The sequence below is a fragment of the Pseudomonas sp. GW821-FHT09D08 genome (genome assembly GCF_059416305.1).
Genome location: NZ_JBWKOX010000002.1, coordinates 406,477 through 433,171, shown reverse-complemented (window position 1 = coordinate 433,171; position 26,695 = coordinate 406,477). Strand labels below are relative to the sequence as shown.

Here is a 26,695-nt window from a genome sequence, read left to right as displayed (position 1 = left end):
ACATGATCTCTACCTTGCGACGTGGCCTCCTGGTACTGCTGGCAGCGCTGCCGTTGATGGCCAACGCAGCGGGTTCTGCGCACGAACTGGTGCAGGACACTACCAACAAGATGTTGGCTGACCTGACTGCCAATAAAGAGCAGTACAAGCAAGATCCGAGCAAATTCTACGAGGCGCTGAACAGCATCGTGGGCCCGGTCGTCGATGCTGAAGGTATTTCGCGCAGCATCATGACGGTCAAATATTCGCGCAAGGCCACCCCTGCGCAAATGCAGACGTTCCAGGAGAACTTCAAGCGCGGCCTGTTCCAGTTCTATGGCAACGCTTTGCTCGAGTACAACAACCAGGGCATTACCGTCGCTCCCGCCGGGGATGAGTCGGGTGACCGCACCAGTGTCAACATGAGCGTCAAGGGCAATAATGGTGCCGTCTACCCTGTGCAGTACACGCTGGAGAAGATCAATGGCGAGTGGAAACTGCGCAATGTGATCATCAACGGCATCAACATCGGCAAGCTGTTCCGTGACCAGTTCGCCGACGCGATGCAGCGCAATGGCAACGACCTGGACAAAACCATCAATGGTTGGGCCGGTGAAGTCGCCAAGGCCAAGGAAGAGACCGATAAAGCCGCCGGGAAACCTGTGCAATGACCGAGTCGGCTGTTCGTCTCGGCGACGCGGGCGAGCTGTTCCTCAGCGGCGTGCTCGATTACCGCACCGGGCCTGACCTGCGCAAGCAGGGCCAGGCGCTGATCAAGACCAGCACGGCCCCTGCGCTAGTGCTGGATTGCTCGGCGGTAACCAAGTCCAGCAGTGTCGGCTTGTCGTTGCTGCTGTGTTTCATGCGTGATGCCGAAGCGGCCAAAAAGTCGGTCACCCTTCGTGCATTGCCCGAAGACATGCGTGAAATCGCCGAAGTTTCCGGTTTGACCGAGCTGTTGGCGCATCCTTAATACACATTATCGATAAAGCCCCCCGTCAGAGTCCTGCTATGCGGGGTTCGCAGGCGCGGGGCTTTTTTGTATGATGTGCGACCCGTGCGCACTGGGCGCCGATAGAGGTTGATCATGCAGGCCCTAGAAGTTAAGAGCTTTCTCGAAGGAAAGCTGCCGGATACGAACGTAGAAGTTGAAGGCGAAGGCTGCAACTTCCAGCTGAACGTGATTAGCGATGAACTGGCGGCACTCAGCCCGGTCAAGCGTCAGCAGCAGATCTATGCCCATTTGAACCCGTGGATCACCGATGGCAGCATCCACGCGGTCACTATGAAATTTTTCAGCCGCGCGGCCTGGGCCGAGCGCACCTGAGCCCCCAAGGCGTCGAGATTCTTATGGATAAATTGATTATTACCGGCGGTGCCCGCCTTGATGGCGAGATTCGCATTTCCGGTGCGAAAAACTCTGCCTTGCCGATCCTGGCTGCGACCCTGCTGTGCGATGGCCCTGTGACCGTGGCCAACCTGCCGCACCTGCACGACATCACCACCATGATCGAGCTGTTTGGTCGCATGGGTATTGAGCCGGTAATCGACGAGAAGCTGTCCGTCGAAATCGATCCGCGCACCATCAAGACCCTGATCGCCCCGTACGAACTGGTGAAGACCATGCGTGCGTCGATCCTGGTATTGGGCCCGATGGTCGCTCGTTTCGGCGAAGCCGAAGTCGCATTGCCTGGCGGTTGCGCCATTGGCTCGCGTCCGGTGGACCTGCACATCCGTGGCCTTGAGGCCATGGGCGCGACCATCGACGTCGAAGGCGGCTACATCAAGGCCAAGGCGCCGGAAGGCGGCCTGCGTGGCGCCAACTTCTTCTTTGATACCGTCAGTGTGACCGGTACCGAGAACATCATGATGGCTGCTGCTTTGGCCAACGGCCGCAGTGTGCTGCAAAACGCTGCGCGCGAGCCTGAAGTGGTCGACCTGGCCAACTTCCTGATCGCCATGGGTGCCAACATCACCGGCGCCGGCACCGACACCATCACCATCGACGGTGTGAAACGCCTGCACCCGGCCACCTACAAAGTGATGCCGGACCGTATCGAGACCGGTACCTACCTGGTTGCTGCCGCCGTCACCGGTGGTCGCGTCAAGGTCAAGGACACCGATCCGACCATCCTGGAAGCGGTCCTGGAGAAACTGCGCGAAGCCGGTGCCGAAATCACCACCGGTGAAGACTGGATCGAGCTGAACATGCACGGCAAGCGGCCAAAAGCCGTTAACGTGCGTACCGCTCCATACCCGGCGTTTCCGACCGACATGCAGGCGCAGTTCATCTCCTTGAACGCCATTGCCGAAGGCACGGGGGCCGTGATCGAGACCATCTTCGAAAACCGTTTCATGCACGTGTACGAACTGCACCGCATGGGCGCGAAGATCCAGGTTGAAGGCAACACTGCCATCGTGACCGGCACCGAGAAGCTCAAGGGCGCGCCGGTCATGGCCACCGACCTGCGCGCTTCGGCCAGCCTGGTGATCTCGGCGCTGATCGCCGAAGGCGATACCTTGATCGACCGCATCTACCACATAGACCGTGGCTACGAGTGCATCGAAGAGAAACTGCAGATGCTCGGCGCGAAAATCCGCCGCGTTCCGGGCTAGTCCCACTGCATTGTAGGAGCGAGCTTGCTCGCGAAGAACTCGTGGGCACCGCGTTGAGTCTGAATAAACGCGTTATCGTTGACGTTTTTCGCGAGCAAGCTCGCTCCTACAGACACTGGTTTGTTTCAAATCGAGGCTGTCATGGCCTCGATCTGTGTCTGGCGCCGTTTGCGACCGGACAGCAATAGCCTGATGAAGGACTGACGTTTCCCATGTTGACCATCGCACTGTCCAAGGGCCGCATCCTTGACGACACTTTGCCGCTTCTGGCTGAAGCGGGCATCGTGCCGACCGAGAATCCGGACAAGAGCCGCAAGCTGATCATCCCTACGACCCAGGACGACGTTCGCCTGCTGATCGTACGGGCTACCGACGTGCCGACCTATGTTGAACATGGCGCGGCCGACCTCGGTGTCGCCGGTAAAGACGTGTTGATGGAATACGGCGGCCAAGGCCTGTACGAGCCGCTGGACCTGCGCATTGCCCTGTGCAAGCTGATGACCGCCGGCCGTGTCGGTGATGTCGAGCCTAAGGGCCGCCTGCGCGTGGCCACCAAGTTCGTCAACGTCGCCAAGCGCTACTACGCCGAGCAAGGCCGTCAGGTCGACATCATCAAGCTCTACGGCTCGATGGAACTGGCGCCGCTGATCGGCCTGGCCGACAAGATCATCGACGTGGTCGACACCGGCAACACCCTGCGTGCCAACGGTCTCGAACCGCAGGACTTTATCGCCGACATCAGCTCTCGGCTGATCGTCAACAAAGCGTCGATGAAGATGCAGCACGCCCGTATCCAGGCGTTGATCGACACCCTGCGCAAGGCAGTGGAGTCTCGACACCGCGGTTGACTCACCCGCGTAGCTGAAAAGCTGCGCCCGTCTATCCGCCTCATAGCCAGAATTCTCAGGTGCCCAAGCGGAAACGACTGCTAGTTTAGGGCGCCTGAGTTTTTGCCAATTCTATTGAGGCCCTCGCTATGACCACGTCCACTGCAATTGCCCGACTCAACGCTGCCGACCCGGATTTCGCCCATCATCTGGATCATCTGCTGAGCTGGGAAAGCGTGTCCGACGACTCGGTCAACCAGCGGGTCCTCGACATTATCAAGGCCGTGCGCGAGCGCGGTGATGCGGCGCTGGTGGATTTCACCCGGCAGTTCGACGGTCTGGACGTCAAGTCCATGTCCGACCTGATCCTGCCCCGCGAACGCCTGGAACTGGCCCTGACGCGCATCACCGCGCCCCAGCGCCAGGCCCTCGAAGTCGCCGCGACCCGAGTGCGCAGCTACCACGAAAAACAGAAGCAGGATTCCTGGAGCTACACCGAGGCCGACGGCACCGTATTGGGCCAGAAGGTCACGCCCCTGGACCGTGCCGGCTTGTACGTGCCGGGTGGTAAGGCCTCGTACCCCTCGTCGGTGTTGATGAACGCGATTCCCGCCAAGGTGGCCGGCGTGACCGAAGTGGTCATGGTGGTACCGACCCCGCGCGGTGAAATCAACGAACTGGTACTGGCTGCCGCCTGCATTGCCGGTGTCGACCGCGTGTTCACCATCGGCGGTGCCCAAGCGGTTGCCGCCCTGGCTTATGGCACTGAAAGCGTGCCGAAGGTCGACAAGGTGGTCGGCCCCGGCAACATCTACGTGGCCACTGCCAAGCGCCACGTGTTCGGCCAGGTCGGTATCGACATGATCGCCGGCCCGTCGGAAATTCTCGTGGTGTGCGACGGCCAGACCGATCCGGACTGGATCGCCATGGACCTGTTCTCCCAGGCCGAGCACGACGAGGACGCCCAGGCGATCCTGGTCAGCCCGGACGCCGAGTTCCTCGACAAGGTCGCCGCCAGCATCAATAAGCTGCTGCCGACCATGGACCGCGCCGAGATCATCGAGAAGTCGATCAATGGCCGTGGCGCGCTGATCCTGGTGCGTGACATGGAACAGGCCATCGAAGTGGCCAACCGTATCGCGCCGGAGCACCTGGAGCTGTCCGTGGCCGATCCACAGGCCTGGCTGCCGTCGATTCGCCATGCGGGTGCGATCTTCATGGGCCGCCACACCAGCGAAGCCCTGGGCGACTACTGCGCCGGCCCCAACCACGTGCTGCCGACGTCCGGCACCGCGCGCTTCTCGTCGCCGCTGGGGGTGTATGACTTCCAGAAGCGTTCGTCGATCATCTTTTGCTCGCCACAAGGCGCTTCCGAATTGGGCAAGACCGCTTCGGTGCTGGCCCGTGGTGAATCCCTGAGCGCCCACGCCCGTAGCGCTGAGTACCGAATCCTGGAAGAGGGGAAATAACACATGAGCAAATTCTGGAGCCCCTTCGTCAAGGACCTCGTGCCTTACGTGCCCGGCGAGCAACCGAAGCTGACCAGGCTGGTCAAGCTCAACACCAATGAAAACCCCTACGGCCCGTCGCCCAAGGCGCTGGCTGCGATGCAGGCCGAGTTGAACGACAACCTGCGCCTGTACCCGGACCCCAACAGCGACCTGCTCAAGCAGGCCGTGGCCAAGTACTACGGGATAGACGCCGGCAAGGTGTTCCTCGGTAACGGCTCCGATGAAGTCCTGGCGCACATTTTCCACGGCCTGTTCCAGCACGAGCTACCGTTGCTGTTCCCGGATATCAGCTACAGCTTCTATCCGGTGTACTGCGGCCTCTACGGCATCAAGTCCGACCCGGTGCCGTTGGACGAGCAGTTCCAGATCCGCGTAGCGGACTATGCCAGGCCCAACGGCGGGATCATCTTCCCCAACCCGAACGCGCCCACCGGCTGTGTGCTGGTGCTGGACGCCGTGGAGCAGATCCTCAAGGCCAGCCCGGATTCGGTGGTGGTGGTCGATGAAGCCTATATCGACTTTGGCGGCGAAACAGCCATCAGCCTGGTGGACCGTTACCCGAACCTGCTGGTGACCCAGACCCTGTCCAAATCGCGCTCACTGGCCGGTTTGCGCGTGGGCCTGGCCGTGGGCCACCCGGACCTCATCGAAGCGCTGGAGCGGGTCAAGAACAGCTTCAACTCCTACCCGCTGGATCGCCTGGCGATTGTCGGCGCGGCGGCGGCGTTCGAGGACCGGGCGTACTTCGAGAAGACGTGCCAACTGGTCATCTACAACCGCAACAAGGTGGTCGCGCAACTGGAAGGTAAAGGCTTTGAAGTGTTGCCGTCAGCGGCCAACTTCATCTTTGCCCGCCACCCACGGCACGACGCAGCCGGCCTGGCGGCCAAGCTGCGTGAGCAAGGGGTGATCGTGCGGCACTTCAAGCAGGAGCGGATTGCCCAGTTCCTGCGGATCAGCATCGGTACGCCGGAGCAGAACCAGGCGCTGATCGATGGTCTCGGCGAGCTTTAACGGGCGCTGAAATCAAATGCGGGAGGGGGCAAGCTCCCTCCCACATTGGTTTTTGCGTTGGCAGTTAGATCAGCGGCTCATCCGGCTTCTTGTTCTTCCAGCCATCATTGCCCGGCAGCAACAGGTTCAGGCCAATCGCTACCACCGCACACAGGGCAATGCCCTTCAGGCCGAAGTCATCCGGACCGGTCCCGGTTCCCACCAGCACGCCGCCAATGCCGAACACCAGGGTCACCGACACAATCACCAGATTGCGCGCCTCACCCAGGTCAATCCTGTGGCGGATCAAGGTGTTCATCCCCACCGCGGCAATCGAGCCGAACAGCAGGCACAGGATCCCGCCCATCACCGGCACCGGGATGCTTTGCAGCAGTGCACCGAATTTGCCGATGAACGCCAGGCTGATGGCAAACACTGCCGCCCAGGTCATGATCTTCGGGTTGTAGTTCTTGGTCAGCATCACCGCGCCCGTCACTTCGGCGTAGGTGGTGTTCGGCGGGCCGCCAAACAGGCCGGCGGCCGTGGTGGCGATCCCGTCACCGAGCAGGGTGCGGTGCAGGCCAGGCTTCTTCAGGTAGTCGCGACCGGTCACGCTGCCCACCGCAATTACGCCGCCGATATGTTCGATCGCCGGGGCCAGGGCCACCGGGACGATAAACAGGATCGCCTGCCAGTTGAACTCCGGCGCGGTGAAGTGGGGCAGGGCGAACCACGGGGCGGCGGCGATTTTCGCCGTGTCGACCACGCCGAAGTAGAACGCCATGGCAAAGCCCACCAGCACGCCGGAGATGATCGGCACCAGGCGGAAGATACCCTTGCCGAACACCGCGACGATCAACGTGGTCAGCAGCGCCGGCATCGAGATCATCATCGCCGTCTGGTAATGAATCAACTCGGCGCCATCGCCGGATTTACCCATCGCCATGTTCGCGGCAATCGGTGCCATGGCCAGGCCGATGGAAATGATCACCGGGCCGATCACCACAGGTGGCAACAGGCGGTCGATGAAACCGGTGCCTTTGATCTTCACGGCCAGGCCGAGGAAGGTATAGACAAAACCGGCCGCCATCACCCCGCCCATGGTCGCCGCGAGGCCGAACTGGCCCTTGGCAAGAATGATCGGGGTAATGAAGGCAAAGCTCGACGCCAGGAAGACCGGCACCTGCCGTCCTGTCACCAGTTGGAACAACAACGTGCCCAGGCCGGCGGTGAACAGGGCGACGTTTGGATCAAGACCTGTGATCAGTGGCATCAACACCAGCGCGCCAAATGCTACGAAGAGCATCTGTGCGCCAGACAGGATCTGGCGCCAAAGCGGGTCGTTGAACTCATCCTGCATGCTCACGCGTCCTTCTGCTTGGTGCCGAAGATCTTGTCACCGGCATCGCCCAGGCCTGGGATGATGTAACCGTGTTCGTTCAGGCGCTCGTCGATGGAGGCGGTGTAGATCTGTACATCCGGGTGGGCTTTCTCGACGGCGGCGATGCCTTCGGGCGCGGCCACCAGCACCATGGCACGGATGTCCCGGCAACCGGCTTTTTTCAGCAGGTCGATGGTGGCAACCATGGAGCTGCCGGTAGCGAGCATCGGGTCGATGATCATGGCCAGGCGCTCGTTGATTTCCGGTACGAGTTTTTCCAGGTAGGTGTGGGCCTGCAGGGTTTCTTCGTTGCGGGCGACGCCGACGGCGCTGACCTTGGCGCCCGGGATCAGGCTGAGCACGCCTTCGAGCATGCCGATACCGGCACGCAGGATCGGCACCACGGTAATTTTCTTACCGGCGATTTTCTCGACCTGGACGGTGCCAGCCCAACCTTCGATGTCGTAGGTTTCCAGGGGCAAATCTTTGGTGGCTTCGTAAGTGAGCAGCGCTCCAACTTCCTGAGCAAGCTCACGGAAATTCTTCGTGCTGATGTCGGCGCGGCGCATAAGGCCGAGTTTGTGTCGGATCAGCGGGTGGCGGATCTCGCGAGTGGGCATGGGAAAGGCTCCGGCGGCGGGCAAAAAAACCGGCCTAGATTAATCTATCCGAGGGTGTTGTCCTATAGACATCTAGTACGTTAGTCCATTAAGGCTTGCTCGGAGCGCATGAGAAGCGTACCTTCGCCCGCTTTTCTTGCCACAGCACCCCTTGGAGAGCGCCATGTCCGCTGATCTCGAGCATATCCGTCAAATCATGCGCGAGGCTGACTGCCTGTACACCGAAGCGCAAGTCGAAGCAGCGATCGCCAAGGTCGGCGCACACATCACTCGCGAGATGGCCGACACCAACCCGGTGGTCTTCTGCGTGATGAACGGTGGCCTGATCTTCGCCGGCAAATTGCTGACTCACCTGCAGTTCCCGTTGGAAGCGTCCTACCTGCACGCCACTCGTTATCGCAACGAAACCAGCGGCGGCGACCTGTTCTGGAAAGCCAAGCCGGAAGTTTCGTTCATCGACCGCGACGTGCTGATCATCGACGACATCCTCGATGAGGGCCACACCCTGGGCGCGATCATCGACTTCTGCAAACACGCTGGCGCACGTAAGGTGCACACCGCCGTGCTGATCGACAAAGACCACGACCGCAAGGCCCGTCCCGAGTTGAAAGCCGATTTCGTCGGCCTGCCGTGCATCGATCGCTACATCTTCGGTTACGGTATGGATTACAAGGGCTACTGGCGCAACGCCAATGGAATCTACGCCGTCAAAGGTATGTAACCCATGACTCGCTTTCTTGATCAGACGCTGTTTGCCGAGTTGGCCGAGAAAGCGGGCGCCAGCCTCCGTGGCCGGCATCATCACAACTTTCATCAGATGGAAGATCCGTGCCATCGCCTGGCCGTGGGCCTGCAGCCCAGCACCTACGTGCCGCCCCATCGGCACTTGAGCGCGGACAAGGCGGAAACCTTGCTGGTCCTCCAGGGGCGCTTGGGCTTGCTGGTGTTCAGCGACACCGGCGAGGTGCTTGCCAAGCGCGTGATGCAGGCCGGCGGCGAATGCTCGGGCGTCGACCTGCCGCCCGGCGTGTTCCATGGCCTGGTGGTGCTCGCGCCCGACACGGTGATGTTCGAGTGCAAGGCCGGGCCTTATCGGCCGGTGGGCGAAGGCGAACTGGCCGATTGGGCGCCCCGTGAAGGCGACGCCAACGTGGCCGAGTATCAACGCTGGATGCTTGCCCAGTTCGATTGAGCTACAGTGCTGGGCCACCTCTTGCGGAGCGGCCCATGAGCCTGTTGATACGCACCTGCGCCGCCCTGGCGTTGACCCTCAGTCTGCCGCTGGCTGCGGCGCCTGCGCCGATGCATGCGCAGTTCCTGCCGCCGGACGATCTGACCCTGCGCGCCGAAACCCCTGACCAGCAGCAACTGCTGCAAGTCACCGAGTATGCGGTGGTGGTGGGCAACCAGCGTCAATCCACGCAACAGCCGATCCCGGTAACCTCGCCGCTGATGATCCGTCTCAAGGGCAAGTCCCTGAACAAAGGCGCGACCATCAGCCAGGTGGTGCTCAACTTCGATGCCGAAAGCAAAAGCCTGAAAAAGCCGGTATACGATGACAAGAGCAAAACCTTGACCCTGTCCTACCCGGTGGCCCAGTACCGAGTGATTGTCGACCTGCTGCGCAATGACACGGTGTATGTGCAGTTCCTCAGTTACGCCAACGGGCATGTCTGGGCGGATGTGCATACCGGTGCTGTTCGTAGCAAATAGCAAAAACACTGAAGAACCAATGTGGGAAGGGCTTGCCCCCGGCCGCATTGGTTCTTCACCGCTTTCGAAGCCTGCGCCTCGCAGGTAGACTTCAAATCCCGTGTAAATGTCTGCTGGCTGGAGTCGGTAATGCGTAAAGATAAGAAACAGGTGATTGGTGACGAGATCGGCGACGACCAGATCAAGTTGTTCCTGGACTTCGAGCCGGTTGACGCGACGTCCCCGTCCCTGCACAAACTGATCAAGGCCTACCGTGGCCTGCGTATCGACGACTTCGAACGCTTCCTGGTTTTCTTCAAGGCGGCCGGTTTGGACCTGGATGGCAAGGATGAGCACGGCCAGACGTTTGTCGACCTGATCAAGGACCAGCGCAACGCCGCCGACTATATCGAGCTGATCGACAACGCCCGCGGCTGATTATTCCTGGGCATAAAAAAACGCCCCGTTCTCATCGCGAGAACGGGGCGTTTTTGCTTTTTACTGTAGGAGCGAGCTTGCCCGCAAAAAACCAGAGAACGCCGCGTTAAACCAGATGCGCTGCGTTATCGTTAACGATCTTCGCGAGCAAGCTCGCTCCTACCGGTCTCGGCGGCAGATTCAACCAGTTCGAGGCTGATGTTGTTCTGCGCGTTGATCTTGCGATACAGCTCGGCATCAGTCTCCAGGACCTTCTCCCGCGCCGGGAAGATCTCGTGCAGCTTGGTCGCCCATTCACCGGCAGCTTTCTGCGGGAAGCAACGCTCGATCAATTCCAGCATGATCGACACCGTCACCGAGGCGCCCGGCGAGGCACCCAGCAGCGCAGCCAGCGAACCGTCCTTGGCCGCGACCAGCTCGGTGCCAAATTGCAGCACGCCGCCTTTCTTCGGGTCTTTCTTGATGATCTGCACCCGTTGGCCGGCCACTTCCAGGCGCCAGTCTTCGGCTTTCGCTTCAGGGTAGAAGCGACGCAGGGATTCCAGGCGCTGCTCCATGGACTGCATCACTTCGCTGACCAGGTACTTGGTCAGGTCCATGTTGTCGCGGGCCACGGCCAGCATCGGGCCAATGTTGCCGGCGCGAACCGACAGCGGCAGGTCGAGGAACGAGCCGTGCTTGAGGAACTTGGTGGTGAAGCCGGCGTAGGGCCCGAACAGCAGGGATTTCTTGCCGTCGACTACGCGGGTGTCCAGGTGCGGCACGGACATCGGCGGCGAGCCCACGGCAGCCTGGCTGTAGACCTTGGCCTGGTGGTGCTTGACCACTTCCGGGTTGTCGCAACGCAGCCACTGGCCGCTGACCGGGAACCCGCCAAACCCTTTGCTTTCTTCGATACCCGAGGCCTGCAGCAGCGGCAGGGCCGCGCCACCGGCGCCGAGGAACACGAACTTGGCGTCCACTTCGCGGCTGTTGCCGCTGTTGACGTCCTTGATGCTCACGGTCCAGCCCGCGCCGTTACGTTTGAGGCCGGTCACGCGCTTGCTGTACTTGACCTGGGCGTCCGGTGAGCTGGTCAGGTGAGTGAGCAGCTGGTTGGTCAGGGCGCCGAAGTTGACGTCGGTGCCGTTCATCACGCGGGTGGCAGCGATTTTTTCGTCGAGCGGGCGGCCCGGCATCATCAGCGGCATCCACTCGGCCATTTCGCTGCGGTCTTCGGTGTAGTGCATGTCCGAGAACGCATGGTGCTGGCTGAGGGTTTCAAAGCGCTTCCTGAGGAACTCCACGCCTTTTTCGCCCTGCACGAAGCTCAGGTGCGGCACCGGGCTGATAAAGGACTTGGACGAGCCAAAGGTGCCCTTCCTGGTCAGGTAGGCCCAGAACTGCTTCGACACCTCGAACTGGGTGTTGATGTGCACGGCTTTCTTGATGTCGATGGAGCCATCGGCGGCCTGGGGCGTGTAGTTCAGCTCACACAGCCCGGCGTGGCCGGTACCGGCGTTGTTCCACGGGTTGGAACTTTCCGCGGCACCCGAGTCCATCAGCTCAACGACTTCCAGCTTGAGGCCGGGGTCGAGCTCTTTAAGCAGTACGGCCAGGGTGGCACTCATGATGCCGGCCCCTACCAGTACTACGTCGACTGCTTCGTTATGCGCCATTTAACGCGTCTCCAAAATCTGCAGCACCAAATTGACGGCATGGCTGCCAGGAGTGACGGGGCGTTTCACGTGTTGCCCCAGGTCACCCATGGCCAGGATCGCCATGTCCGTTTCGCAATTCCTTGCACATTCAGCACACGCTTCCTGCCCGGCCTGATCTGCCTATGAACGCATTCATGGGCGCCTGTGGCAATTCGACTTATGGTCAAAGCGTGGGATTCGTGCAATCAATCCGTAGCGGACAGGCTCAAGCTCCGGTGTTTGCGGAGTACTCGGTCCTGTGTGGTTGGGCTGTTCCAGACGCTGATGGTGCTTGTACAAACGCCAAACTATTCATTTGCTCGCCACACTCTTGTGAAGTTGTGAAAACCCGTTTTTTTCACGCTCTTTTGAAGACGTGAACCTCAAAAAAGGGCTGCCCCGGCCTGGCACCTGGCCCGCAAACCTCTGCCGAAACGCGGCAAAACGGGCAAACAACTCAAGTGGCCGAGCGCAATGGCAGCTCTGGCAGATTCGGCAAAGGCGGGTGGTTTGCAAAGGAAACAGCAAGCTCGCCAGCTTCACTCGATCTGTGTGGGCGGCTCTCTGTGGGCGATTCTTGGGGTTAATACCGAGGCATTAACGATGCTGCGAGGCCCGATCAGGAGACGTCCTTATAATCGGGGGGAGATTGTAGCGAAGAACGCCGGGGAAATGGGCGGGTTTTATGACTTTTATTAGGCGTTCGGTCAGGCGGCCAACGCCTGGTGACGTGGCGACCGCGCAGGGCGTGGGTTTACACGGGCGCGGGCCGGCAACGGATGATGCATCCAGCTCAGGCGAATTTCTTCGATTTCCACCCAGCCTTCGCCGACGGGAGGCTGGCAGCACGCTTTGAAGGCCTGGCAGCGGCCTTGCGCATCGAGCAGGGCGAACTGGCGAAGGGCGGGCTTGCGCGTAAACAGCGACCAGAGAAAATGCATGGCGATCAACCTCCTGAGATTGAGGCCAAGCATGCCTGCTTCGGATGACGAGCCCATGTAACGGCTATGACATATCGGTGACATCGAACCGCAGGCGAAGCCCCGGGTCACAGGTTGTAACTGACGCTAGTTCCCAGCAGGGGCGCCCCGCTATACTGCCGGCCTGTCGGTACCTGATTTCTGGAGAGAAGCGCATGTTGCAACGCCTGTTGTTCGGTTTGATCACTGTGACCAGCTTGACCCTGGTTGGCTGCGCCAACAGCCCGCAGCAACTGACCCCGGAACCGAAAATCACCACGCAGCTGGCCCCGGTGGGCCATGGCCAGCCGGTGTCGGTACGGGTGGTGGACGGTCGTCCGTCGCCGACACTCGGTTCGCGCGGTGGCCTGTACCCGGAAACCGCCCTGGTGTCGGTGAACGCTCAAGACGTGCTGCCCAAGCTGCAGGCCCAGGCCGAAGCGGCCGTGCGCCTGCTGGGTTTCACCCCCAGCCCCAACGCGCCGGGCGCTCCGCAGTTGACGATCACCCTGGCCGAGTTGAAGTATCAGTCGCCTAAAGACGGTCTTTACGTGACCGAGGCGTCCATTGGCGCCACCTTCAAGTCCGACGTCACCGCCGGCACCCGTCGCTACAGCGGCCGTTACGGTGCGTCGCTGAACCAGCGCTTCGGCATGTCGCCTAACCAGGAAACCAACACCAAGCTGGTCAGCGACGTCCTGAGCGACGCCTTGACCCGCCTGTTCAAGGACCCAAGCATCGGTTCATTGCTCAGCTCGCAGTAATCGCTCAAACAAAAAACCGGGCTCAGCGATGAGCCCGGTTTTTTTATGCCTTCAGTTTCACGCTGCCGTGTCGATACAAAAGTCCAGCATGCTCACCCCCGTCAACAGATCGGCCTCCGGCAAGTCTGCATGCTGGTGCCCGCCAAGGGCGCAATACACCAGCCAGTGGCGGTCCTGCACATTGAACGCCAGGCCGCCGATCAGCGCCTCTTGCTCGTCGCTTTGGGCAATCAGATACAGCCGATCCTGGTTGTGCGCGTGCAGCATGACAAGCTCCTAAGTGTTCGAAGGGCAACAGAGTGGCTTGTTAAGGTGACGTTCAGGTGACGGCGTAAATTACTGGATACATTAGCCGTCCATGGGGGGCGGAGCGGTTTTGGCGTTCGATGCCACTACCGTTCAGGTTTGTATCTGAACCGATACCCAGACACTGTTTCATCGAGGTTTGCGATGGCGCTGCCCGCACTATTGATCAATGCCGTGGCTTTATCAGTGGCCTGCCCAGGCGCTGCGCTGCTGTTCATCACCCGCCTGCGCGAGCAACGCGCCATGGCTGAACTGACGGCGCAAAGTGAAGATCGCGCAATCGACCAGCCCATGCTGTTCCTGGATGTGCGCACCGAGCGGGCGCACCGTGTGGCTTACCGCATCGGGTTCGCCTGCCTTGGGCTGGCGCTGGCTATTTCCTGGCTCAGCACCCGAATCTAAAAAACCGCAGAACCCATCATATGGGAGGGAGCTTGGCCCCTCCCATATTTTCTTGATCGGTGTTTACAGCGGGATTCCAGCCTTGACCCGATACTGATTGCGCACTGGCGTCGCGTATTGCACCACCAGGAAAGGCCGGTGCTCGGCCGGGCATTCGTTCAAGCGCCGCTCCCACTCCGCCTGTGCCTTGGCCAGTTCGTCCGCGGGGAATACGTCGGCTGCCTTTGGCACCTGCAATTGCGGGTCGGCATCGCTCCACTGGGCGTACGCCAGGTAGTGCACCGGGAACAGCCGATAGCCGCCGAGAATCTGCTGATCCATTTCCACGGCCAGGACCTTGGTGTCTTCGAAACGCTCGGTAATCGGCGGCGCGAAGTTGATATGTACGCGGCCTTTGTAGCCGGTGATGCCCAGGGCAATGCTGACGTCATCCTCGCCTTGCGCCTTGACGTAGGTGCCGGTGGTGGCGCGGATATACAGTTCGCGGGCCTTGGCGGCATCGCACGGGTCGTACTCGTAGCTGATGGACACCGGCGTCAGGTTGAGTGACTGGATCACCTCGGCAAACGGCTCGTCCTTGCGGCTGACATGGAACATCTTGAGGATCGCCGACTCGGTGCGGTCATCCCCGTCCTTGGCGCGGCCTTCGGCCTGGGCGATCCAGATCGACTGGCAGTCGTTGCGGATCGAATGGTTGATATAGGCCGACAGCAGGTTGAACGCCGCCATCTTCTCCTTTCGCCCGGTGATCGAACGGTGCACGATGAAGCTCTTGTTCAGACGCATCAGGTCACTGACAAACGGCTTTTGCAGCAGGTTGTCGCCGATGGCGATGCGTGGCGTCGGCAGGCCGGCGTGGTACACGGCATAGTTGACGAAGGCCGGGTCCATCACGATGTCGCGGTGGTTGGCCAGGAACAGGTAGGCGGTGCCGGATTTGAGCTGTTCGACGCCGGTGTAGGTCACGCCGTCGGTCGCCCGGTCAATGGTGTGGTCGACGTAATACTCGACTTTGTCCTGAAGCGTGGCCACGGTGGTGACACCGGCGAACTCACGGCGCAGTTTGCGCGCGATCATCGGCTTGAGCAGCCAGCCCAGGGCGCCGGCAAAGCGCGGGAAGCGGAAGTGGGTCAGGATGTCCAGAAAGGCCTTGTCACTGAACAGCCGGGCCAGCACTGCCGGGACTTCGCTGTCGTTGTAAGGTCGGATGGTATCGAATTCGCCCATCATGCTCTCTTGTTAGAAACGGCTAGGGTAAGTAAAGGAAATACCAGGGTGCGGTCCGGGGAATTGGCCCGGCCGGAAAATAGCCCTGTAAATAGACCGGCGATTATACGCACAAGTCACCTGGGAGACTGCGATGCTGGAAACTGCGCTGTACGATTGTCCTTATTGTGGTGAAGCGGTAGAGACCGCGGTGGATTTATCCGGCGGTGATCAGACCTACATAGAGGACTGTCAGGTGTGTTGCCGACCGATCATTTTCAACCTGCAGGTCCATGGTGAAGAGTGGATGCTCGAAACCCGCAGTGAAAACGAATAGCAGGTACGCCCATGCAGCGAATCTACGAACCGGAAAACCTTATGGAAGGCGAGTTGCTGCAGCAAATGCTCGCCAGCGAGGGCATCGAGGCGCACCTGGTAGGTCGCCATTTGCTCGGCGGCACGGGGGAGTTGCCGATCTTCGGCCTGCTGGGGCTGGAAGTGGATAACGACCGGGCGGCTGAAGCCCGCGAGCTGATTACCGCCTATATCGGTGCGCAACCCCTGCCCGGCGATGAACCCGACAGCTTCCCCGACGTATTGGTCTGTTAGGCTGTCGGTCGGTTTACCCAAGAGTCGTGTTGCCCCATGTGTGGACGTTATGCCCTGTTTCGCTGGAACCCTACCTTTGCTGCCCTGCCGGGTTTTCCGGCCGACCAGCAGGCCCAGTGGAACATCTCCCCGAATGATTCGGTGCTGATCCAGCGCCTCAATGACGGCCAGCGCACCCTGGCACGGGCGCGCTGGGGCCTGACGCCACCCTGGCTGACTGACCTTTCCCGCACCCCGGCCCATGCCCGTGCCGAAACCCTGGCCGAGCAACCGATGTTTCGCGAAGCGTTTCGCCAGCGCCGTTGCCTGCTGCCGGCCAACGGCTTCTATGAATGGCGCGGCACCCAGCGCAAGCGTCCGTACTGGCTGACGCCGGGGGAGGGCTCGACCCTGTTTTTTGCAGCGATCTGGGAGGCGTACCCGGTGCAGGAGCAAGTGTGGCTGAGTACGGCAGTGGTGACCCAGGCCGCCCAGAGTCAGCGCCGGCCGTTGATTCTGGACGTGGCGGGGCAGGCCGCCTGGCTCGATCCCGAGACGCCCTTGCATGTGTTGCAAGGCTTGCTGGCCAGTGAGCCGGTCCCATTGCGCGAGCGAGTCCTGGCCAACATGGTCAATGATCCCAAGCTCAACGGGCCGGAGTGCCTGACCCCGGCCTGAGCCTGGGGCCAGTTGCTCACTGAAGTTGCCGGGCGTGTGAGATGTGTCCGAAATTCATCGGTTACACGTCTGTTGTATCTGGCGCCGATACAAACGAGCGCCTACGATACGCGCCATGTTTTCAGGGCGTCTTTTCAGGGAGAGTGTATTGATGAAGAAATCATTGGTCGTAAGTGTATTGGCGGCAGGCGTGTTGCTGGCCGGGTGTCAGTCGGTCAACACCACCAGCGGCGGCGCCGTCGGGGTTGAGCGCAAGCAATATATGTTCAGCATGCTGTCGAGCCAGGAAGTCGACCAGATGTACGCCCAGTCCTACCAGCAGACCCTGGGCGAGGCCAGCAGCAAAGGCCAGTTGGACAAGACCAGTGCCAATGCCAAGCGCGTGCAGGCGATCGCCAATCGGCTGATCGCCCAGGCGCCGACCTTCCGCCCGGATGCGGCGCAGTGGAAGTGGGAAGTGAACCTGATCAAGAGCGATGAGATGAACGCCAACTGCGGGCCTGGCGGCAAGATCTTCGTGTACAGCGCGTTGATCGACAACCTCAAGCTCACCGACGATGAGCTGGCCGCGGTGATGGGCCATGAAATCGCCCACGCTTTGCGGGAGCATGGCCGCGAAGCCATGTCCAAGGCCTACGGCATCGAGATGGCCAAGCAGGGCGCCGGCGCGTTGTTCGGCCTGGGCCAGGACAGCCTGGCGCTGGCCGATACCGTGGCCAACTACGGCATGACCTTGCCAAACAGCCGCAGCAATGAAAACGAAGCGGACCTGATCGGCCTGGAACTGGCGGCCCGCGCCGGCTACAACCCGAACGCGGCGATCACGCTGTGGAACAAGATGGCCAAGGCTTCGGAAGGCGCACCGCCGGAGTTCATGAGCACTCACCCGGCCTCCGACAGCCGGATCGCCTCGTTGCAGGCGGCGATTCCGAAGGTGATGCCGCTCTACCAACAGGCCAAGAAGTCCTAAGACTTCAACGACAAGTAGCAAGCTTCAAGCTGCAGGAAAAAGCACTGCTTCTTCCTGCAACTTGAGGCTTGAAGCTGCAGCTAGATCCAGCCACTGCTCTGCATGGCCTTGTACACCGCCACAATCGCCAGAACAAAGAACGCCGTAGCCGCCAGTCGACGAATCAATGTCAGTGGCAGTTTCTCCGCCGCGAAATTCCCCGCCAGAACCACCGGTACGTTGGCAATCAACATGCCCAGGGTGGTGCCGATAATCACCAGCCACAGTTCCGGGTATTGCGCTGCGAGCATCACCGTGGCGATCTGGGTCTTGTCCCCGATTTCCGCCAGGAAGAATGCAATCAGCGTGGTTAGGAACGGCCCGAACTTGCGGGTCGTGCTGGCTTCGTCATCGTCGAGTTTGTCTGGCACCAGGGTCCACAGCGCGGTGGCGCAGAAGCTGGCCGCGAGAATCCAGTGCAATACCGCATCCGAGAAGAAACTCCCGAACCAGGCCCCCACGGCACCGGCGGCCGCATGGTTGGCCAGGGTCGCAGCGACGATGCCGGCGATGATCGGCCAGGGTTTGCGAAAGCGTGCGGCAAGGATGAGCGCGAGCAGTTGCGTCTTGTCGCCGATTTCGGCCAAGGCAACGATTGCGGTAGGAACGAGCAATGAATCCAGCATCAGGTAGGTTTCCAGGGGGCGGGTCGACACGGCTATGACACGTACAGCCTTCCCGCCCCGGGTAAGGTGTGCGTGTCATAGGTCTTGTCAAACCCCGGTCCGTCTGTGCGGACTCCTGGGTCGCATACGCCATGGCCTGTTGACCAAGTATGTTGACGTATGCCGGACGAGCGTGGCGCTCGTGGGAGACTACTCCCCTAGGACGGAGCGGATTCTGCCTAGGCAAAATCCATTCGGCAAGCGTTCTTTTTCAAACGGCCATCAGCCGCGCTTGGCACGGTAGATGCGAAAACCATTGCCTTCGGCCTTGACCGCACACACGCCCAGATGCTCTTCGATCAACGGCTGGTACTTCAGGAAGCTGTTAGCCACCAGGCGAAGTTCGCCACCTTTTGCCAGGTGTTTCGCTGCTTTTCGCAGCAGGTTCTCTGTGGCGAAATAGTCGGTGTGCACGCCGACATGGAACGGCGGGTTGCTCAAAATCGCGTTCAAACCCATCGGCGCGGCGTCGATGCCGTCACCGGTCAGTACCTCGGCTTCCAGCCCGTTGGCGGCCAGGGTCAGGCGACTGCTGGCGGCGGCGAAAGCATCCACGTCCAGCATCGTTACGCTGTTGTGCGGGTAGCGACGTTTGACCGCCGCCCCCAACACACCGGCGCCGCAACCGAAGTCGAGCAAATGGCCGCTCGGCAATTTGTCCAAGTGCTCCAGCAACAGCTCGGTACCGCGATCCAGACGGCCGTGGCTGAATACACCCGGCAGGCTCACCACCTTGAGCGGGCCTTCGGCCAGCGGCACATCGAACACCTGCGCCAGGCTTTCCAGCTCGACCGCTTGCGGGGCGTTGGCCACGGTGATTTGCCACAGTTGGCAATGCCGCGCGTTGTCGAGCTTGCGCGGTTTGCCATACGGCGCCATCTGCTTGGCGGCGCTTTCGATACCGCCTTTTTTCTCCCCTACCAGGAACAGCTCGGCGCCGGGCAGTCGCGCTGCCACGGCGTTGAGCAGGTAATCGGTGAGGTCCTTGGATTTGGGCAGGAAGATCACCGCCGCCTCGAACCCGTGCTCGGGCGCATTCACCCCAAACTGGCTGCGCTCCGGGAAGCGCGCGTCGAGCGCCGCCTGGTCGCCGGCATGCCAGCACCAGCCGTGGGCGTTGGGCAGGCGACCCAGCAGGTCGTCGGCGGGCAAGCCCACCAGCAGCAGGTTGCCTTGAAAAAGTTCGGCCTGACGAAGCAGTACTTCACTGCGCGGATCCATGGTCTGCTCCTTGAAAAGGGGCGCAGTTTATCAACTGACGACGCGCAGCGGGGCGCCGCTGAAAAAGCCCTGGGCGTTTTCCGCCAGTTGGCCGACGATACGCTGCCGCGCTTCGCGACTGCCCCAGGCATTGTGGGGCGTGACGATCAGTCGAGGAATATCGCCGGCCAGCAATGGGTTGCCATTGACCGGGGGCTCAACACTCAGCACATCGGTCGCCGCGCCGCCCAGGTGGCCGCTGCGCAGGGCATCGGCCAGGGCCTGCTCGTTGATCAAGCCACCGCGCGCGGTGTTGACGATAAACGCGCCGGGCTTGAGCCGCGCCAATTCACGGGCGCCGATAAAGTCCCGGGTGTGTTCATTGAGCGGGCAGTGCAAGGTGAGTGCGTCCACCTGCGTCAGCAGTTCATCCAGGGGCACGCGGTCGGCACGGGCAGGGCGCCCGGGGATGGCGCCGAGTAGCACGCGCATGCCGAAGGCTTCGGCCAGGCGGGCCACGGCACTGCCCAGTTCGCCATGGCCCAGCAGGCCGAGGGTCTTGCCTTCCAGTTCGACAATCGGGTGGTCCAGCAGGCAGAACTGCTTGGCCTCCTGCCATTTGCCGGCGCTCACATCGCGCTGATAGTCCTGCAGCCGCGTCGCCAGGTTGAGCAATAGCATGATCGTGTGCTGCGCCACCGACGGTGTGCCGTAGCCCTGGCAGTTGCTCACGGTGATGCCGTGGGCGCGGGCGGCTTCCAGGTCAATGTTGTTGGTGCCGGTCGCCGAAACCAGGATCAACTTGAGTTCCGGGCAGGCCGCCAGGGTTTCGCGGTTGAGCGGGATTTTGTTACTGATCGCCACCTGCGCGCCTTGCAGGCGCTCGACCACATTTTGCGGCGTGGTGCCCGTCAACAACTGCAAGTCGCTGAAGCGGGCGTGCAACTCGCTGAGGTCGAGGTCGCCCAGATCCAGGGACGGGTGATCAAGGAAGACGGCGCGGCGATTGTTCGTCATCAACTGTACCTTTTGCGACAGGGTTCGAAGGCGTAATCTGCCGAGCCTATCAGATGAAATAATCCGTTACTTAATGGAGTGAGTATGTACGCCGCCGAGTTTTTGACCGTAGCCCTGATTCACTTGTTGGCGGTGGCCAGCCCCGGCCCGGATTTCGCGGTGGTGGTGCGTGAGAGCGTGACCCACGGCCGCCGCGCTGGAACCTGGACCGCGTTGGGCGTGGGCTCGGCGATTTTCCTGCACGTGGGCTATTCGTTGCTCGGCATCGGCCTGATCGTGTCCCAGTCCATCGTGTTGTTCAACGCACTGAAATGGGCCGCCGCCGCCTACCTGCTGTACATCGGCTTCAAGGCCCTGCGCGCCAAACCGGCCAAGCCTGCCGTCGAGGGCGAGTTGCACCGCGAAGCGGGCGAGCGCACCCCGCGCGGCGCGTTTACCGCAGGCTTCGTCACCAACGGCTTGAACCCCAAGGCGACGTTGTTCTTCCTGTCGCTGTTCACCGTGGTGATCAACCCGCACACACCGCTGGCGATCCAGGCCGGCTACGGCGTGTACCTGGCGGTGGCGACGGCGTTGTGGTTCTGCCTGGTGGCGATGTTGTTCAGCCAGCAGCGCGTGCGCGCCGGGTTTGCGCGGATGGGGCATTGGTTTGATCGGACCATGGGAGCGGTGTTGATTGCGATTGGGGTGAAGTTGGCGTTTACCAGCATGAAATAGGACGGATGCTGGCGCAAAGCTAGCATTTACGGCGGTCTGCAAATCATTCCTTTGGCTGATTTGTCTGACACATAACGTCTCTACAGTGCAGGTCTTCAAGCCAAGACCGTGCAGTCATAAAAGGGATTCGTATGTTGCAGACCCGTGTTATTCCGCCCGCCGAAGGTGCGTATCAATACCCGCTGTTGATCAAGCGCCTGTTGATGTCCGGTACCCGTTACGAGAAGACCCGGGAAATCGTCTACCGCGACAAGCTGCGCTACACCTACCCGACCTTGATCGAGCGCGTCGCGCGCCTGGCCAACGTGCTCACCGCAGCCGGGGTCAAGGCCGGTGACACCGTGGCGGTGATGGATTGGGACAGTCATCGTTACCTGGAATGCATGTTCGCCATCCCGATGATCGGCGCGGTGATCCACACCATCAATGTGCGCCTGTCGCCGGAACAGATTCTCTACACCATGAACCACGCCGAGGACCGCTTCGTGCTGGTCAACAGCGAGTTCGTGGGGCTCTACCAGGCCATTGCCGGGCAGCTCACCACCGTCGACAGGACGCTGCTGCTCACCGACGGCGAAGCCAAGACCGCCGAGTTGCCCAACCTGGTCGGTGAGTATGAAACCCTGCTGGCCGCCGCCAGCCCGAAGTACGATTTCCAGGACTTCGACGAACACTCCGTCGCCACCACCTTCTACACCACCGGTACCACCGGCAACCCCAAGGGCGTGTACTTCACCCATCGCCAGCTGGTGCTGCACACCATCGGCGTGGCGACCATCATGGGCAGCGTCGACAGCGTGCGCCTGCTGGGCACCAACGACGTGTACATGCCGATCACGCCGATGTTCCACGTGCATGCCTGGGGCCTGCCGTATGTGGCGACCATGCTTGGCCTTAAGCAGGTCTACCCCGGCCGCTACGACCCGGAATACCTGGTGGAGCTGTGGCGCAAGGAGAAGGTCACCTTTTCCCACTGCGTGCCGACCATCCTGCAAATGGTGCTCAACGCCAAGGCTGCCCAAGGCGTCGATTTTGGCGGCTGGAAAATCGTCATCGGCGGCAGTGCGCTCAACCGCACGCTGTATGAGGCGGCAAAGGCCCGCGGGATTCAGCTCACCGCCGCGTACGGCATGTCCGAGACCGGCCCGCTGGTGTCCTGTGCCCACCTCAACGAGGAACTGATAGCCGGCACCGAGGACGAGCGCATCAGCTACCGCATCAAGGCCGGCGTGCCCGGGCCGTTGGTGGAAGCGGCGATCATGGACGCCGAGGGGAATTTCCTGCCCGCCGACGGCGAGTCCCAGGGTGAGTTGGTGCTGCGCGCGCCGTGGCTGACTGAGGGGTATTACAACGAGCCGCAGAAGGGCGCCGAGCTGTGGGCGGGTGGCTGGATGCACACCGGCGACGTGGCCACCCTCGATGCATTTGGGGTGATCGATATCCGCGACCGCATCAAGGACGTGATCAAGACCGGCGGCGAGTGGATCTCCTCCCTGGCCCTCGAAGACCTGGTCAGCCGTCACCCGGCGGTACGCGAAGTAGCGGTGGTGGGCATCGCCGACCCGCAGTGGGGCGAGCGCCCGTTTGCGTTGCTGGTGGTGCGTGATGGCCATGAGATTGGGGCCCGCGAGCTCAAGGAACACCTCAAGCCTTTTGTCGAACTGGGCCATCTGAGCAAGTGGGCGATTCCGAGCCAGATCGCCGTTGTTACGGAAATTCCCAAGACCAGTGTCGGCAAGCTCGACAAAAAACGTATCCGTATTGACATCATTGAATGGCAGGCCAACAACAGCACCTTCCTGTCCACCCTCTGAGCTGATTTGCCGTGCCCTCGTGGCACGGCGATGCTCTATCTCGCGCCTTCACTTGTGATTTGCCAATTTTCAGCCATCCTTGCCGCGTCGGCCTTCGCCGACATGGCGAAAGGGCTGTGGCAGACGGGTTGGTGATGCAAATCACACTTTAGAGGGATCAAGCGGTACCCCCTGCTGGCTATAGTCCCACCCAGAGTTTTTCAAGGATGCATCGCTTCGGGCCATGGAGGTTCAGTTGCCAGGCGGCATTGGAATCGTTGTATTCCGGCCGTTACAAGCATCACAGAACAAACTCACTGCCATAACAATAATGCACATGGAGTAGCGTCGATGACCTCAGTAAACCAGTTCTGGCGCCGGGCAAGACTGCCCCTGGCCGTCAGTCTCGCCTCTACGCTCGCCGGGCCCGCATTCGGCGTCAGTTTCAATATCGGTGAAATCGAAGGAAGTTTTGACTCGTCGCTGTCTGTGGGGGCGAGCTGGTCGACGGCCAAGCCCGACCGAGATCTTATCGGCGTCAATAACGGCGGCAAGGGGCTGTCCCAGACCTCCGATGACGGCCACTTGAACTTCAAGCGTGGCGAAACGTTCTCGAAGATCTTCAAGGGTATCCACGATCTGGAACTGAAGTACGGCGATACCGGCGTGTTTGTGCGCGGCAAGTACTGGTATGACTTCGAACTCAAGGATGAAAGTCGGGAGTTCAAGGACATCAGCGACAACAACCGCAAGGAGGGCGCCAAGTCTTCCGGTGGGCAGATTCTCGATGCGTTCATCTACCATAACTATTCCATTGCCGATCAGCCCGGCAACGTGCGGTTCGGTAAACAGGTAGTGAGCTGGGGTGAAAGTACATTCATCGGCGGCGGCATCAACTCCATCAACCCGATTGACGTGTCCGCGTTCCGTCGTCCGGGGGCCGAAATCAAGGAAGGCCTGATTCCGGTCAACATGTTCTATGTGTCGCAAACCCTGACCGATAACCTGTCGGCAGAAGCGTTCTATCAACTGGAATGGGACCAGACCGTCACGGATAACTGTGGGACGTTCTTCTCTCAACCTGATGTTATTTCCGATGGTTGCACGGACAACCTTCGACTGCTCAGCAAGCGTTCGTTTCTCGCGACTCAACCCGGCGCGCTGCCGTTGCTGAACAACTTCGGGGTCAACGTCAACGAAGAGGGCGTTCTGGTTAAGCGTGGGCCTGATCGCGATGCGCGTGACAGCGGCCAATTCGGCGTGGCGTTCCACTACAACTACGAACCGCTGGACACCGAGTTCGGCGCTTATTTCATGAACTATCACAGCCGTGCACCGATTTTCAGTGCCCGCGGAGCGTCAGCCGGAACCTATGCAGCGGCCAATGCCTTGACGCCTACTCCGGCAGTTGGCCTGCGCCCTCTCATCGTCGCAGGCAACTCCAGTTACTTTGTTGAATACCCCGAGGACATCCGTCTATACGGTTTGAGTTTCTCCACGACGTTGCCTACCGGTACGGCATGGAGCGGCGAACTCAGCTACCGTCCTAACGCTCCGGTGCAGCTCAACACCACGGATATTCTGTATGCAGGCGTCACGCCACTGATCGGCCTGGGCGCAGCCTCTCCGCTCAAGGGCGCCGCCGACACCGATCTGAATGGCTATCGCCGTAAGGAAATCACTCAGTTCCAGACAACCTTTACGCACTTTTTCGATCAAGTCATGGGTGCCAGCCGCCTGACGTTGGTCGGCGAGGTGGGTGTGACGCACGTGGGTGGCTTGGAAAGCCGTGACAAAGCGCGTTACGGACGTGACCCGGTGTATGGCCCTGGACAAGGTGCTCTCTGTGCAACGCTTAACTCCGGCACGATCACGGGGGCCGGCCCTGGCACCGATGCCAGCAACCGCACTGCCAATTGCAATAATGATGGTTTCACCACGTCCACGTCCTGGGGCTACCGTGGCCGGGCAATCTGGGAGTACCCGGATGTCTTTGCCGGTGTGAACCTCAAGCCCAACGTGGCGTGGTCGCATGACGTGAGTGGTTATTCGCCAGGCCCTGGTGGCAACTTTGAAGAGGGCCGCAAAGCGGTGAGCCTGGGGTTGGACGCTGAGTATCAGAACACCTACACGGCGAGCCTTGCCTACACCAACTTCTTTGGTGGCGACTTCAACACCTCAAGTGACCGCGACTTCGTCGCCCTGAGCTTCGGCGCCAACTTCTAAGCACACTGTATTTTCAGGAAGACCAGAACATGAAAATAACCAAAAGTCTGTTGCACGTGGGTGTGCTTGGGCTGTCGATCCTGGCGAGCAATGTCATGGCGGCAGTGTCGGCGGATGAAGCCGCCAAGCTGGGCACGACCCTGACGCCGATGGGCGCGGAAATGGCCGGTAACGCGGCCGGCACCATCCCGAAATGGTCGCCGATGCCGACCAACGCCGGCGCTGTGGATGCCAAAGGTTTCCTCGCCAACCCGTACGCCAGTGAGCAACCGCAGTTCACCATCACCGCGCAGAACGTCGAGCAGTACAAGGACAAGCTGGCACCGGGGCAGTACGCGATGTTCAAGCGTTACCCGGAAACCTTCAAGATGCCGGTCTACCCGACCCATCGCGGCGCTACCGTGCCGGCCGATGTGTTCGCCTCCATCAAGAAGAACGCCACCACCACCAACCTGGTGTCTGGCGGCAACGGGCTGGAGAACTTCGAAACCGCCATACCGTTCCCGATCCCGAAAAGCGGCGTGGAAGTCATCTGGAACCACATCACCCGTTATCGCGGTGGCAGCGTGACCCGCCTGGTGACCCAGGCCACGCCGCAAACCAACGGCTCCTACAGCCTGGTGTACTTCCGCGACCAGTTCGTGTTCCGCGACAAGATGAAGGACTTTGACCCGAAGAACCCGGGTAACGTGCTGTTCTACTTCAAGCAGCAAGTGACCGCCCCGGCACGTCTGGCCGGTGGTGTGCTGCTGGTGCACGAAACCCTGGACCAGGTGAAGGAGCCGCGTTCGGCGTGGGTCTACAACGCCGGCCAGCGCCGCGTGCGCCGGGCGCCGCAAGTGTCCTATGACGGGCCGGGGACCGCTGCCGACGGCTTGCGTACCTCCGACAACCTCGACATGTACAACGGTGCGCCGGACCGCTACGACTGGAAACTGGAAGGCAAGAAGGAAATCTACATCGCCTCCAACAGCTACAAGATCGACGATCCGAAGCTCAAGTACGCCGACATCATCAAGGCCGGCCACATCAACCAGGACCTGGCACGCTACGAGCTGCGCCGTGTCTGGCACGTGGTCGCGACCTTGAAGGAAGGCCAGCGCCACATCTACGCCAAGCGTGACTTCTACATCGACGAAGACACCTGGCAAGCCGCAGTGATCGACCACTACGACGGCCGTGGCCAACTGTGGCGTGTCGCCGAAGCCCATGCCGAGAACTACTACGACAAGCAAGTGCCGTGGTACGCCCTGGAAACCCTCTACGACCTGCAGTCCGGCCGCTACCTGGCCCTGGGCATGAAGAACGAAGAGAAACAGGCCTACGACTTCGGCTTCACCGCCACTACCAGCGACTTCACCCCGGCGGCCCTGCGCCAGGATGGTGTTCGCTAAGCTGCACGAGTAACGCAAGGTGGGAGGGGGCTTGC

The 26,695-nt window shown here is 60.9% G+C and carries 30 protein-coding genes and 1 riboswitch; of the genes, 21 read left to right on the top strand and 9 right to left on the bottom strand.

Features of this window, described 5'->3' with window-relative positions:
- The first annotated feature begins 2 nt into the window (after nt 1-2).
- From AC07OP_RS04965 to hisC, 7 genes are all read left to right on the top strand, one after another.
- Complete coding sequence (locus tag AC07OP_RS04965; protein ID WP_141156758.1) at nt 3-650, top strand: MlaC/ttg2D family ABC transporter substrate-binding protein; 648 nt, start codon at nt 3-5, stop codon at nt 648-650.
- A complete protein-coding gene (locus AC07OP_RS04960; RefSeq protein ID WP_065924287.1) occupies nt 647-952 on the top strand; it encodes an STAS domain-containing protein in 306 nt (101 codons plus the stop codon). Before AC07OP_RS04965 ends, AC07OP_RS04960 begins: the two co-directional genes overlap by 4 nt.
- A gap of 114 nt (nt 953-1,066) precedes the next feature.
- Entirely contained in the window at nt 1,067-1,306 is a 240-nt protein-coding gene (locus AC07OP_RS04955) for a BolA family protein (protein WP_027604803.1), read from the top strand.
- 23 nt (nt 1,307-1,329) lie between these two features.
- Nucleotides 1,330-2,595, top strand: coding sequence for a UDP-N-acetylglucosamine 1-carboxyvinyltransferase (gene murA / locus AC07OP_RS04950; protein WP_024073479.1), 1,266 nt, complete (start codon nt 1,330-1,332; stop codon nt 2,593-2,595).
- A 212-nt stretch (nt 2,596-2,807) separates the two neighbouring features.
- The gene (gene hisG, locus AC07OP_RS04945; RefSeq protein WP_003188599.1) at nt 2,808-3,443 is read left to right on the top strand and encodes an ATP phosphoribosyltransferase; all 636 of its coding nucleotides are present in this window, start codon (nt 2,808-2,810) and stop codon (nt 3,441-3,443) included.
- Nucleotides 3,444-3,571: 128 nt separating this feature from the next.
- Nucleotides 3,572-4,891, top strand: coding sequence for a histidinol dehydrogenase (gene hisD / locus AC07OP_RS04940; protein ID WP_065924286.1), 1,320 nt, complete (start codon nt 3,572-3,574; stop codon nt 4,889-4,891).
- Between the two features lie 3 nt (nt 4,892-4,894).
- Complete coding sequence (gene hisC, locus AC07OP_RS04935; RefSeq protein WP_495101139.1) at nt 4,895-5,947, top strand: histidinol-phosphate transaminase; 1,053 nt, start codon at nt 4,895-4,897, stop codon at nt 5,945-5,947.
- Between the two features lie 64 nt (nt 5,948-6,011).
- Here hisC and AC07OP_RS04930 read toward each other — a convergent pair whose 3' ends face one another.
- Together AC07OP_RS04930 and upp are read right to left on the bottom strand one after the other, a co-directional pair.
- Entirely contained in the window at nt 6,012-7,286 is a 1,275-nt protein-coding gene (locus AC07OP_RS04930; protein ID WP_027604799.1) for a uracil-xanthine permease family protein, read from the bottom strand.
- Between the two features lie 2 nt (nt 7,287-7,288).
- A complete protein-coding gene (gene upp / locus AC07OP_RS04925) occupies nt 7,289-7,927 on the bottom strand; it encodes a uracil phosphoribosyltransferase (protein ID WP_027604798.1) in 639 nt (212 codons plus the stop codon).
- A gap of 163 nt (nt 7,928-8,090) precedes the next feature.
- On the opposite strand from upp, the gene AC07OP_RS04920 reads away from it, so the two are divergent.
- From AC07OP_RS04920 to AC07OP_RS04905, 4 genes are all read left to right on the top strand, one after another.
- Nucleotides 8,091-8,648 carry a hypoxanthine-guanine phosphoribosyltransferase gene (locus AC07OP_RS04920; protein WP_027604797.1) on the top strand — a complete coding sequence of 186 codons (558 nt, stop codon included), beginning with the start codon at nt 8,091-8,093 and terminating at the stop codon, nt 8,646-8,648.
- A 3-nt stretch (nt 8,649-8,651) separates the two neighbouring features.
- Complete coding sequence (locus AC07OP_RS04915; protein ID WP_495101140.1) at nt 8,652-9,119, top strand: WbuC family cupin fold metalloprotein; 468 nt, start codon at nt 8,652-8,654, stop codon at nt 9,117-9,119.
- Between the two features lie 35 nt (nt 9,120-9,154).
- Complete coding sequence (locus tag AC07OP_RS04910; protein ID WP_027604795.1) at nt 9,155-9,640, top strand: hypothetical protein; 486 nt, start codon at nt 9,155-9,157, stop codon at nt 9,638-9,640.
- A 129-nt stretch (nt 9,641-9,769) separates the two neighbouring features.
- Complete coding sequence (locus tag AC07OP_RS04905) at nt 9,770-10,057, top strand: PA4642 family protein (protein ID WP_027604794.1); 288 nt, start codon at nt 9,770-9,772, stop codon at nt 10,055-10,057.
- A gap of 131 nt (nt 10,058-10,188) precedes the next feature.
- Here the strand turns inward: AC07OP_RS04905 and mqo are convergent, their stop codons facing one another.
- A complete protein-coding gene (mqo, locus tag AC07OP_RS04900; RefSeq protein WP_065938541.1) occupies nt 10,189-11,715 on the bottom strand; it encodes a malate dehydrogenase (quinone) in 1,527 nt (508 codons plus the stop codon).
- Between the two features lie 728 nt (nt 11,716-12,443).
- Nucleotides 12,444-12,677 carry a hypothetical protein gene (locus AC07OP_RS04895; RefSeq protein ID WP_027604792.1) on the bottom strand — a complete coding sequence of 78 codons (234 nt, stop codon included), beginning with the start codon at nt 12,675-12,677 and terminating at the stop codon, nt 12,444-12,446.
- Nucleotides 12,678-12,871: 194 nt separating this feature from the next.
- Between AC07OP_RS04895 and AC07OP_RS04890 the strand changes: the two genes are divergently transcribed.
- Nucleotides 12,872-13,459: a YajG family lipoprotein gene (locus AC07OP_RS04890; RefSeq protein WP_025855554.1), complete on the top strand. Its 588-nt coding sequence runs from the start codon at nt 12,872-12,874 to the stop codon at nt 13,457-13,459.
- Between the two features lie 57 nt (nt 13,460-13,516).
- Here the strand turns inward: AC07OP_RS04890 and AC07OP_RS04885 are convergent, their stop codons facing one another.
- Nucleotides 13,517-13,726 (bottom strand): hypothetical protein, encoded by a 210-nt coding sequence (locus AC07OP_RS04885; RefSeq protein ID WP_027604790.1) that lies wholly within the window; start codon nt 13,724-13,726, stop codon nt 13,517-13,519.
- A 183-nt stretch (nt 13,727-13,909) separates the two neighbouring features.
- On the opposite strand from AC07OP_RS04885, the gene AC07OP_RS04880 reads away from it, so the two are divergent.
- Entirely contained in the window at nt 13,910-14,167 is a 258-nt protein-coding gene (locus AC07OP_RS04880) for a hypothetical protein (RefSeq protein ID WP_027604789.1), read from the top strand.
- A 63-nt stretch (nt 14,168-14,230) separates the two neighbouring features.
- Here AC07OP_RS04880 and AC07OP_RS04875 read toward each other — a convergent pair whose 3' ends face one another.
- Complete coding sequence (locus AC07OP_RS04875) at nt 14,231-15,394, bottom strand: 1-acyl-sn-glycerol-3-phosphate acyltransferase (protein ID WP_495101141.1); 1,164 nt, start codon at nt 15,392-15,394, stop codon at nt 14,231-14,233.
- A gap of 133 nt (nt 15,395-15,527) precedes the next feature.
- Here AC07OP_RS04875 and AC07OP_RS04870 point away from each other — a divergent pair, with 133 nt between their 5' ends.
- The 4 genes from AC07OP_RS04870 to AC07OP_RS04855 all read left to right on the top strand — a co-directional run bounded on the left by AC07OP_RS04870 (nt 15,528) and on the right by AC07OP_RS04855 (nt 17,609).
- Complete coding sequence (locus AC07OP_RS04870; protein ID WP_027604787.1) at nt 15,528-15,710, top strand: CPXCG motif-containing cysteine-rich protein; 183 nt, start codon at nt 15,528-15,530, stop codon at nt 15,708-15,710.
- Between the two features lie 11 nt (nt 15,711-15,721).
- Entirely contained in the window at nt 15,722-15,982 is a 261-nt protein-coding gene (locus AC07OP_RS04865; RefSeq protein ID WP_027604786.1) for a putative signal transducing protein, read from the top strand.
- Nucleotides 15,983-16,018: 36 nt separating this feature from the next.
- The gene (locus tag AC07OP_RS04860) at nt 16,019-16,639 is read left to right on the top strand and encodes an SOS response-associated peptidase (protein ID WP_141605524.1); all 621 of its coding nucleotides are present in this window, start codon (nt 16,019-16,021) and stop codon (nt 16,637-16,639) included.
- A gap of 151 nt (nt 16,640-16,790) precedes the next feature.
- A complete protein-coding gene (locus AC07OP_RS04855; protein WP_115486649.1) occupies nt 16,791-17,609 on the top strand; it encodes a M48 family metallopeptidase in 819 nt (272 codons plus the stop codon).
- A gap of 80 nt (nt 17,610-17,689) precedes the next feature.
- Here the strand turns inward: AC07OP_RS04855 and AC07OP_RS04850 are convergent, their stop codons facing one another.
- The 3 genes from AC07OP_RS04850 to AC07OP_RS04840 form a co-directional block, all read right to left on the bottom strand.
- Nucleotides 17,690-18,274: a TMEM165/GDT1 family protein gene (locus AC07OP_RS04850; RefSeq protein WP_005784895.1), complete on the bottom strand. Its 585-nt coding sequence runs from the start codon at nt 18,272-18,274 to the stop codon at nt 17,690-17,692.
- 89 nt (nt 18,275-18,363) lie between these two features.
- Nucleotides 18,364-18,485: riboswitch (yybP-ykoY riboswitch) on the bottom strand.
- 50 nt (nt 18,486-18,535) lie between these two features.
- Entirely contained in the window at nt 18,536-19,534 is a 999-nt protein-coding gene (locus AC07OP_RS04845; RefSeq protein WP_495101142.1) for a methyltransferase, read from the bottom strand.
- A gap of 30 nt (nt 19,535-19,564) precedes the next feature.
- The gene (locus tag AC07OP_RS04840; RefSeq protein ID WP_495101143.1) at nt 19,565-20,530 is read right to left on the bottom strand and encodes a 2-hydroxyacid dehydrogenase; all 966 of its coding nucleotides are present in this window, start codon (nt 20,528-20,530) and stop codon (nt 19,565-19,567) included.
- An 84-nt stretch (nt 20,531-20,614) separates the two neighbouring features.
- On the opposite strand from AC07OP_RS04840, the gene AC07OP_RS04835 reads away from it, so the two are divergent.
- From AC07OP_RS04835 to AC07OP_RS04820, 4 genes are all read left to right on the top strand, one after another.
- Entirely contained in the window at nt 20,615-21,247 is a 633-nt protein-coding gene (locus AC07OP_RS04835) for a LysE family translocator (RefSeq protein ID WP_115486652.1), read from the top strand.
- 131 nt (nt 21,248-21,378) lie between these two features.
- Nucleotides 21,379-23,061, top strand: a complete 1,683-nt coding sequence (locus AC07OP_RS04830) for a fatty acid--CoA ligase (protein WP_495101144.1) — start codon at nt 21,379-21,381, stop codon at nt 23,059-23,061.
- Nucleotides 23,062-23,391: 330 nt separating this feature from the next.
- On the top strand, nt 23,392-25,266 hold the full coding sequence (locus AC07OP_RS04825; protein ID WP_065938548.1) for a DUF1302 domain-containing protein: 1,875 nt from the start codon (nt 23,392-23,394) through the stop codon (nt 25,264-25,266).
- A 29-nt stretch (nt 25,267-25,295) separates the two neighbouring features.
- The gene (locus AC07OP_RS04820; RefSeq protein WP_065924270.1) at nt 25,296-26,660 is read left to right on the top strand and encodes a DUF1329 domain-containing protein; all 1,365 of its coding nucleotides are present in this window, start codon (nt 25,296-25,298) and stop codon (nt 26,658-26,660) included.
- Nucleotides 26,661-26,695: the final 35 nt, after the last annotated feature.

Bases quoted from the DNA above. Each gene is read 5' to 3' on its own strand.
- AC07OP_RS04875 (WP_495101141.1), bottom strand. From the start codon at position 15,394: ATGGGCGAATTCGATACCATCCGACCTTACAACGACAGCGAAGTCCCG.
- AC07OP_RS04890 (WP_025855554.1), top strand. From the start codon at position 12,872: ATGTTGCAACGCCTGTTGTTCGGTTTGATCACTGTGACCAGCTTGACC.
- AC07OP_RS04965 (WP_141156758.1), top strand. From the start codon at position 3: ATGATCTCTACCTTGCGACGTGGCCTCCTGGTACTGCTGGCAGCGCTG.
- murA (WP_024073479.1), top strand. From the start codon at position 1,330: ATGGATAAATTGATTATTACCGGCGGTGCCCGCCTTGATGGCGAGATT.
- AC07OP_RS04865 (WP_027604786.1), top strand. From the start codon at position 15,722: ATGCAGCGAATCTACGAACCGGAAAACCTTATGGAAGGCGAGTTGCTG.
- AC07OP_RS04835 (WP_115486652.1), top strand. From the start codon at position 20,615: ATGTACGCCGCCGAGTTTTTGACCGTAGCCCTGATTCACTTGTTGGCG.
- AC07OP_RS04830 (WP_495101144.1), top strand. From the start codon at position 21,379: ATGTTGCAGACCCGTGTTATTCCGCCCGCCGAAGGTGCGTATCAATAC.
- AC07OP_RS04820 (WP_065924270.1), top strand. From the start codon at position 25,296: ATGAAAATAACCAAAAGTCTGTTGCACGTGGGTGTGCTTGGGCTGTCG.
- AC07OP_RS04920 (WP_027604797.1), top strand. From the start codon at position 8,091: ATGTCCGCTGATCTCGAGCATATCCGTCAAATCATGCGCGAGGCTGAC.
- AC07OP_RS04825 (WP_065938548.1), top strand. From the start codon at position 23,392: ATGACCTCAGTAAACCAGTTCTGGCGCCGGGCAAGACTGCCCCTGGCC.
- mqo (WP_065938541.1), bottom strand. From the start codon at position 11,715: ATGGCGCATAACGAAGCAGTCGACGTAGTACTGGTAGGGGCCGGCATC.
- AC07OP_RS04840 (WP_495101143.1), bottom strand. From the start codon at position 20,530: ATGACGAACAATCGCCGCGCCGTCTTCCTTGATCACCCGTCCCTGGAT.
- hisD (WP_065924286.1), top strand. From the start codon at position 3,572: ATGACCACGTCCACTGCAATTGCCCGACTCAACGCTGCCGACCCGGAT.
- hisC (WP_495101139.1), top strand. From the start codon at position 4,895: ATGAGCAAATTCTGGAGCCCCTTCGTCAAGGACCTCGTGCCTTACGTG.
- AC07OP_RS04845 (WP_495101142.1), bottom strand. From the start codon at position 19,534: ATGGATCCGCGCAGTGAAGTACTGCTTCGTCAGGCCGAACTTTTTCAA.
- AC07OP_RS04870 (WP_027604787.1), top strand. From the start codon at position 15,528: ATGCTGGAAACTGCGCTGTACGATTGTCCTTATTGTGGTGAAGCGGTA.
- AC07OP_RS04855 (WP_115486649.1), top strand. From the start codon at position 16,791: ATGAAGAAATCATTGGTCGTAAGTGTATTGGCGGCAGGCGTGTTGCTG.
- AC07OP_RS04915 (WP_495101140.1), top strand. From the start codon at position 8,652: ATGACTCGCTTTCTTGATCAGACGCTGTTTGCCGAGTTGGCCGAGAAA.
- AC07OP_RS04850 (WP_005784895.1), bottom strand. From the start codon at position 18,274: ATGCTGGATTCATTGCTCGTTCCTACCGCAATCGTTGCCTTGGCCGAA.
- AC07OP_RS04885 (WP_027604790.1), bottom strand. From the start codon at position 13,726: ATGCTGCACGCGCACAACCAGGATCGGCTGTATCTGATTGCCCAAAGC.
- hisG (WP_003188599.1), top strand. From the start codon at position 2,808: ATGTTGACCATCGCACTGTCCAAGGGCCGCATCCTTGACGACACTTTG.
- AC07OP_RS04910 (WP_027604795.1), top strand. From the start codon at position 9,155: ATGAGCCTGTTGATACGCACCTGCGCCGCCCTGGCGTTGACCCTCAGT.
- AC07OP_RS04895 (WP_027604792.1), bottom strand. From the start codon at position 12,677: ATGCATTTTCTCTGGTCGCTGTTTACGCGCAAGCCCGCCCTTCGCCAG.
- AC07OP_RS04905 (WP_027604794.1), top strand. From the start codon at position 9,770: ATGCGTAAAGATAAGAAACAGGTGATTGGTGACGAGATCGGCGACGAC.
- AC07OP_RS04955 (WP_027604803.1), top strand. From the start codon at position 1,067: ATGCAGGCCCTAGAAGTTAAGAGCTTTCTCGAAGGAAAGCTGCCGGAT.
- AC07OP_RS04880 (WP_027604789.1), top strand. From the start codon at position 13,910: ATGGCGCTGCCCGCACTATTGATCAATGCCGTGGCTTTATCAGTGGCC.
- AC07OP_RS04930 (WP_027604799.1), bottom strand. From the start codon at position 7,286: ATGCAGGATGAGTTCAACGACCCGCTTTGGCGCCAGATCCTGTCTGGC.
- AC07OP_RS04960 (WP_065924287.1), top strand. From the start codon at position 647: ATGACCGAGTCGGCTGTTCGTCTCGGCGACGCGGGCGAGCTGTTCCTC.
- AC07OP_RS04860 (WP_141605524.1), top strand. From the start codon at position 16,019: ATGTGTGGACGTTATGCCCTGTTTCGCTGGAACCCTACCTTTGCTGCC.
- upp (WP_027604798.1), bottom strand. From the start codon at position 7,927: ATGCCCACTCGCGAGATCCGCCACCCGCTGATCCGACACAAACTCGGC.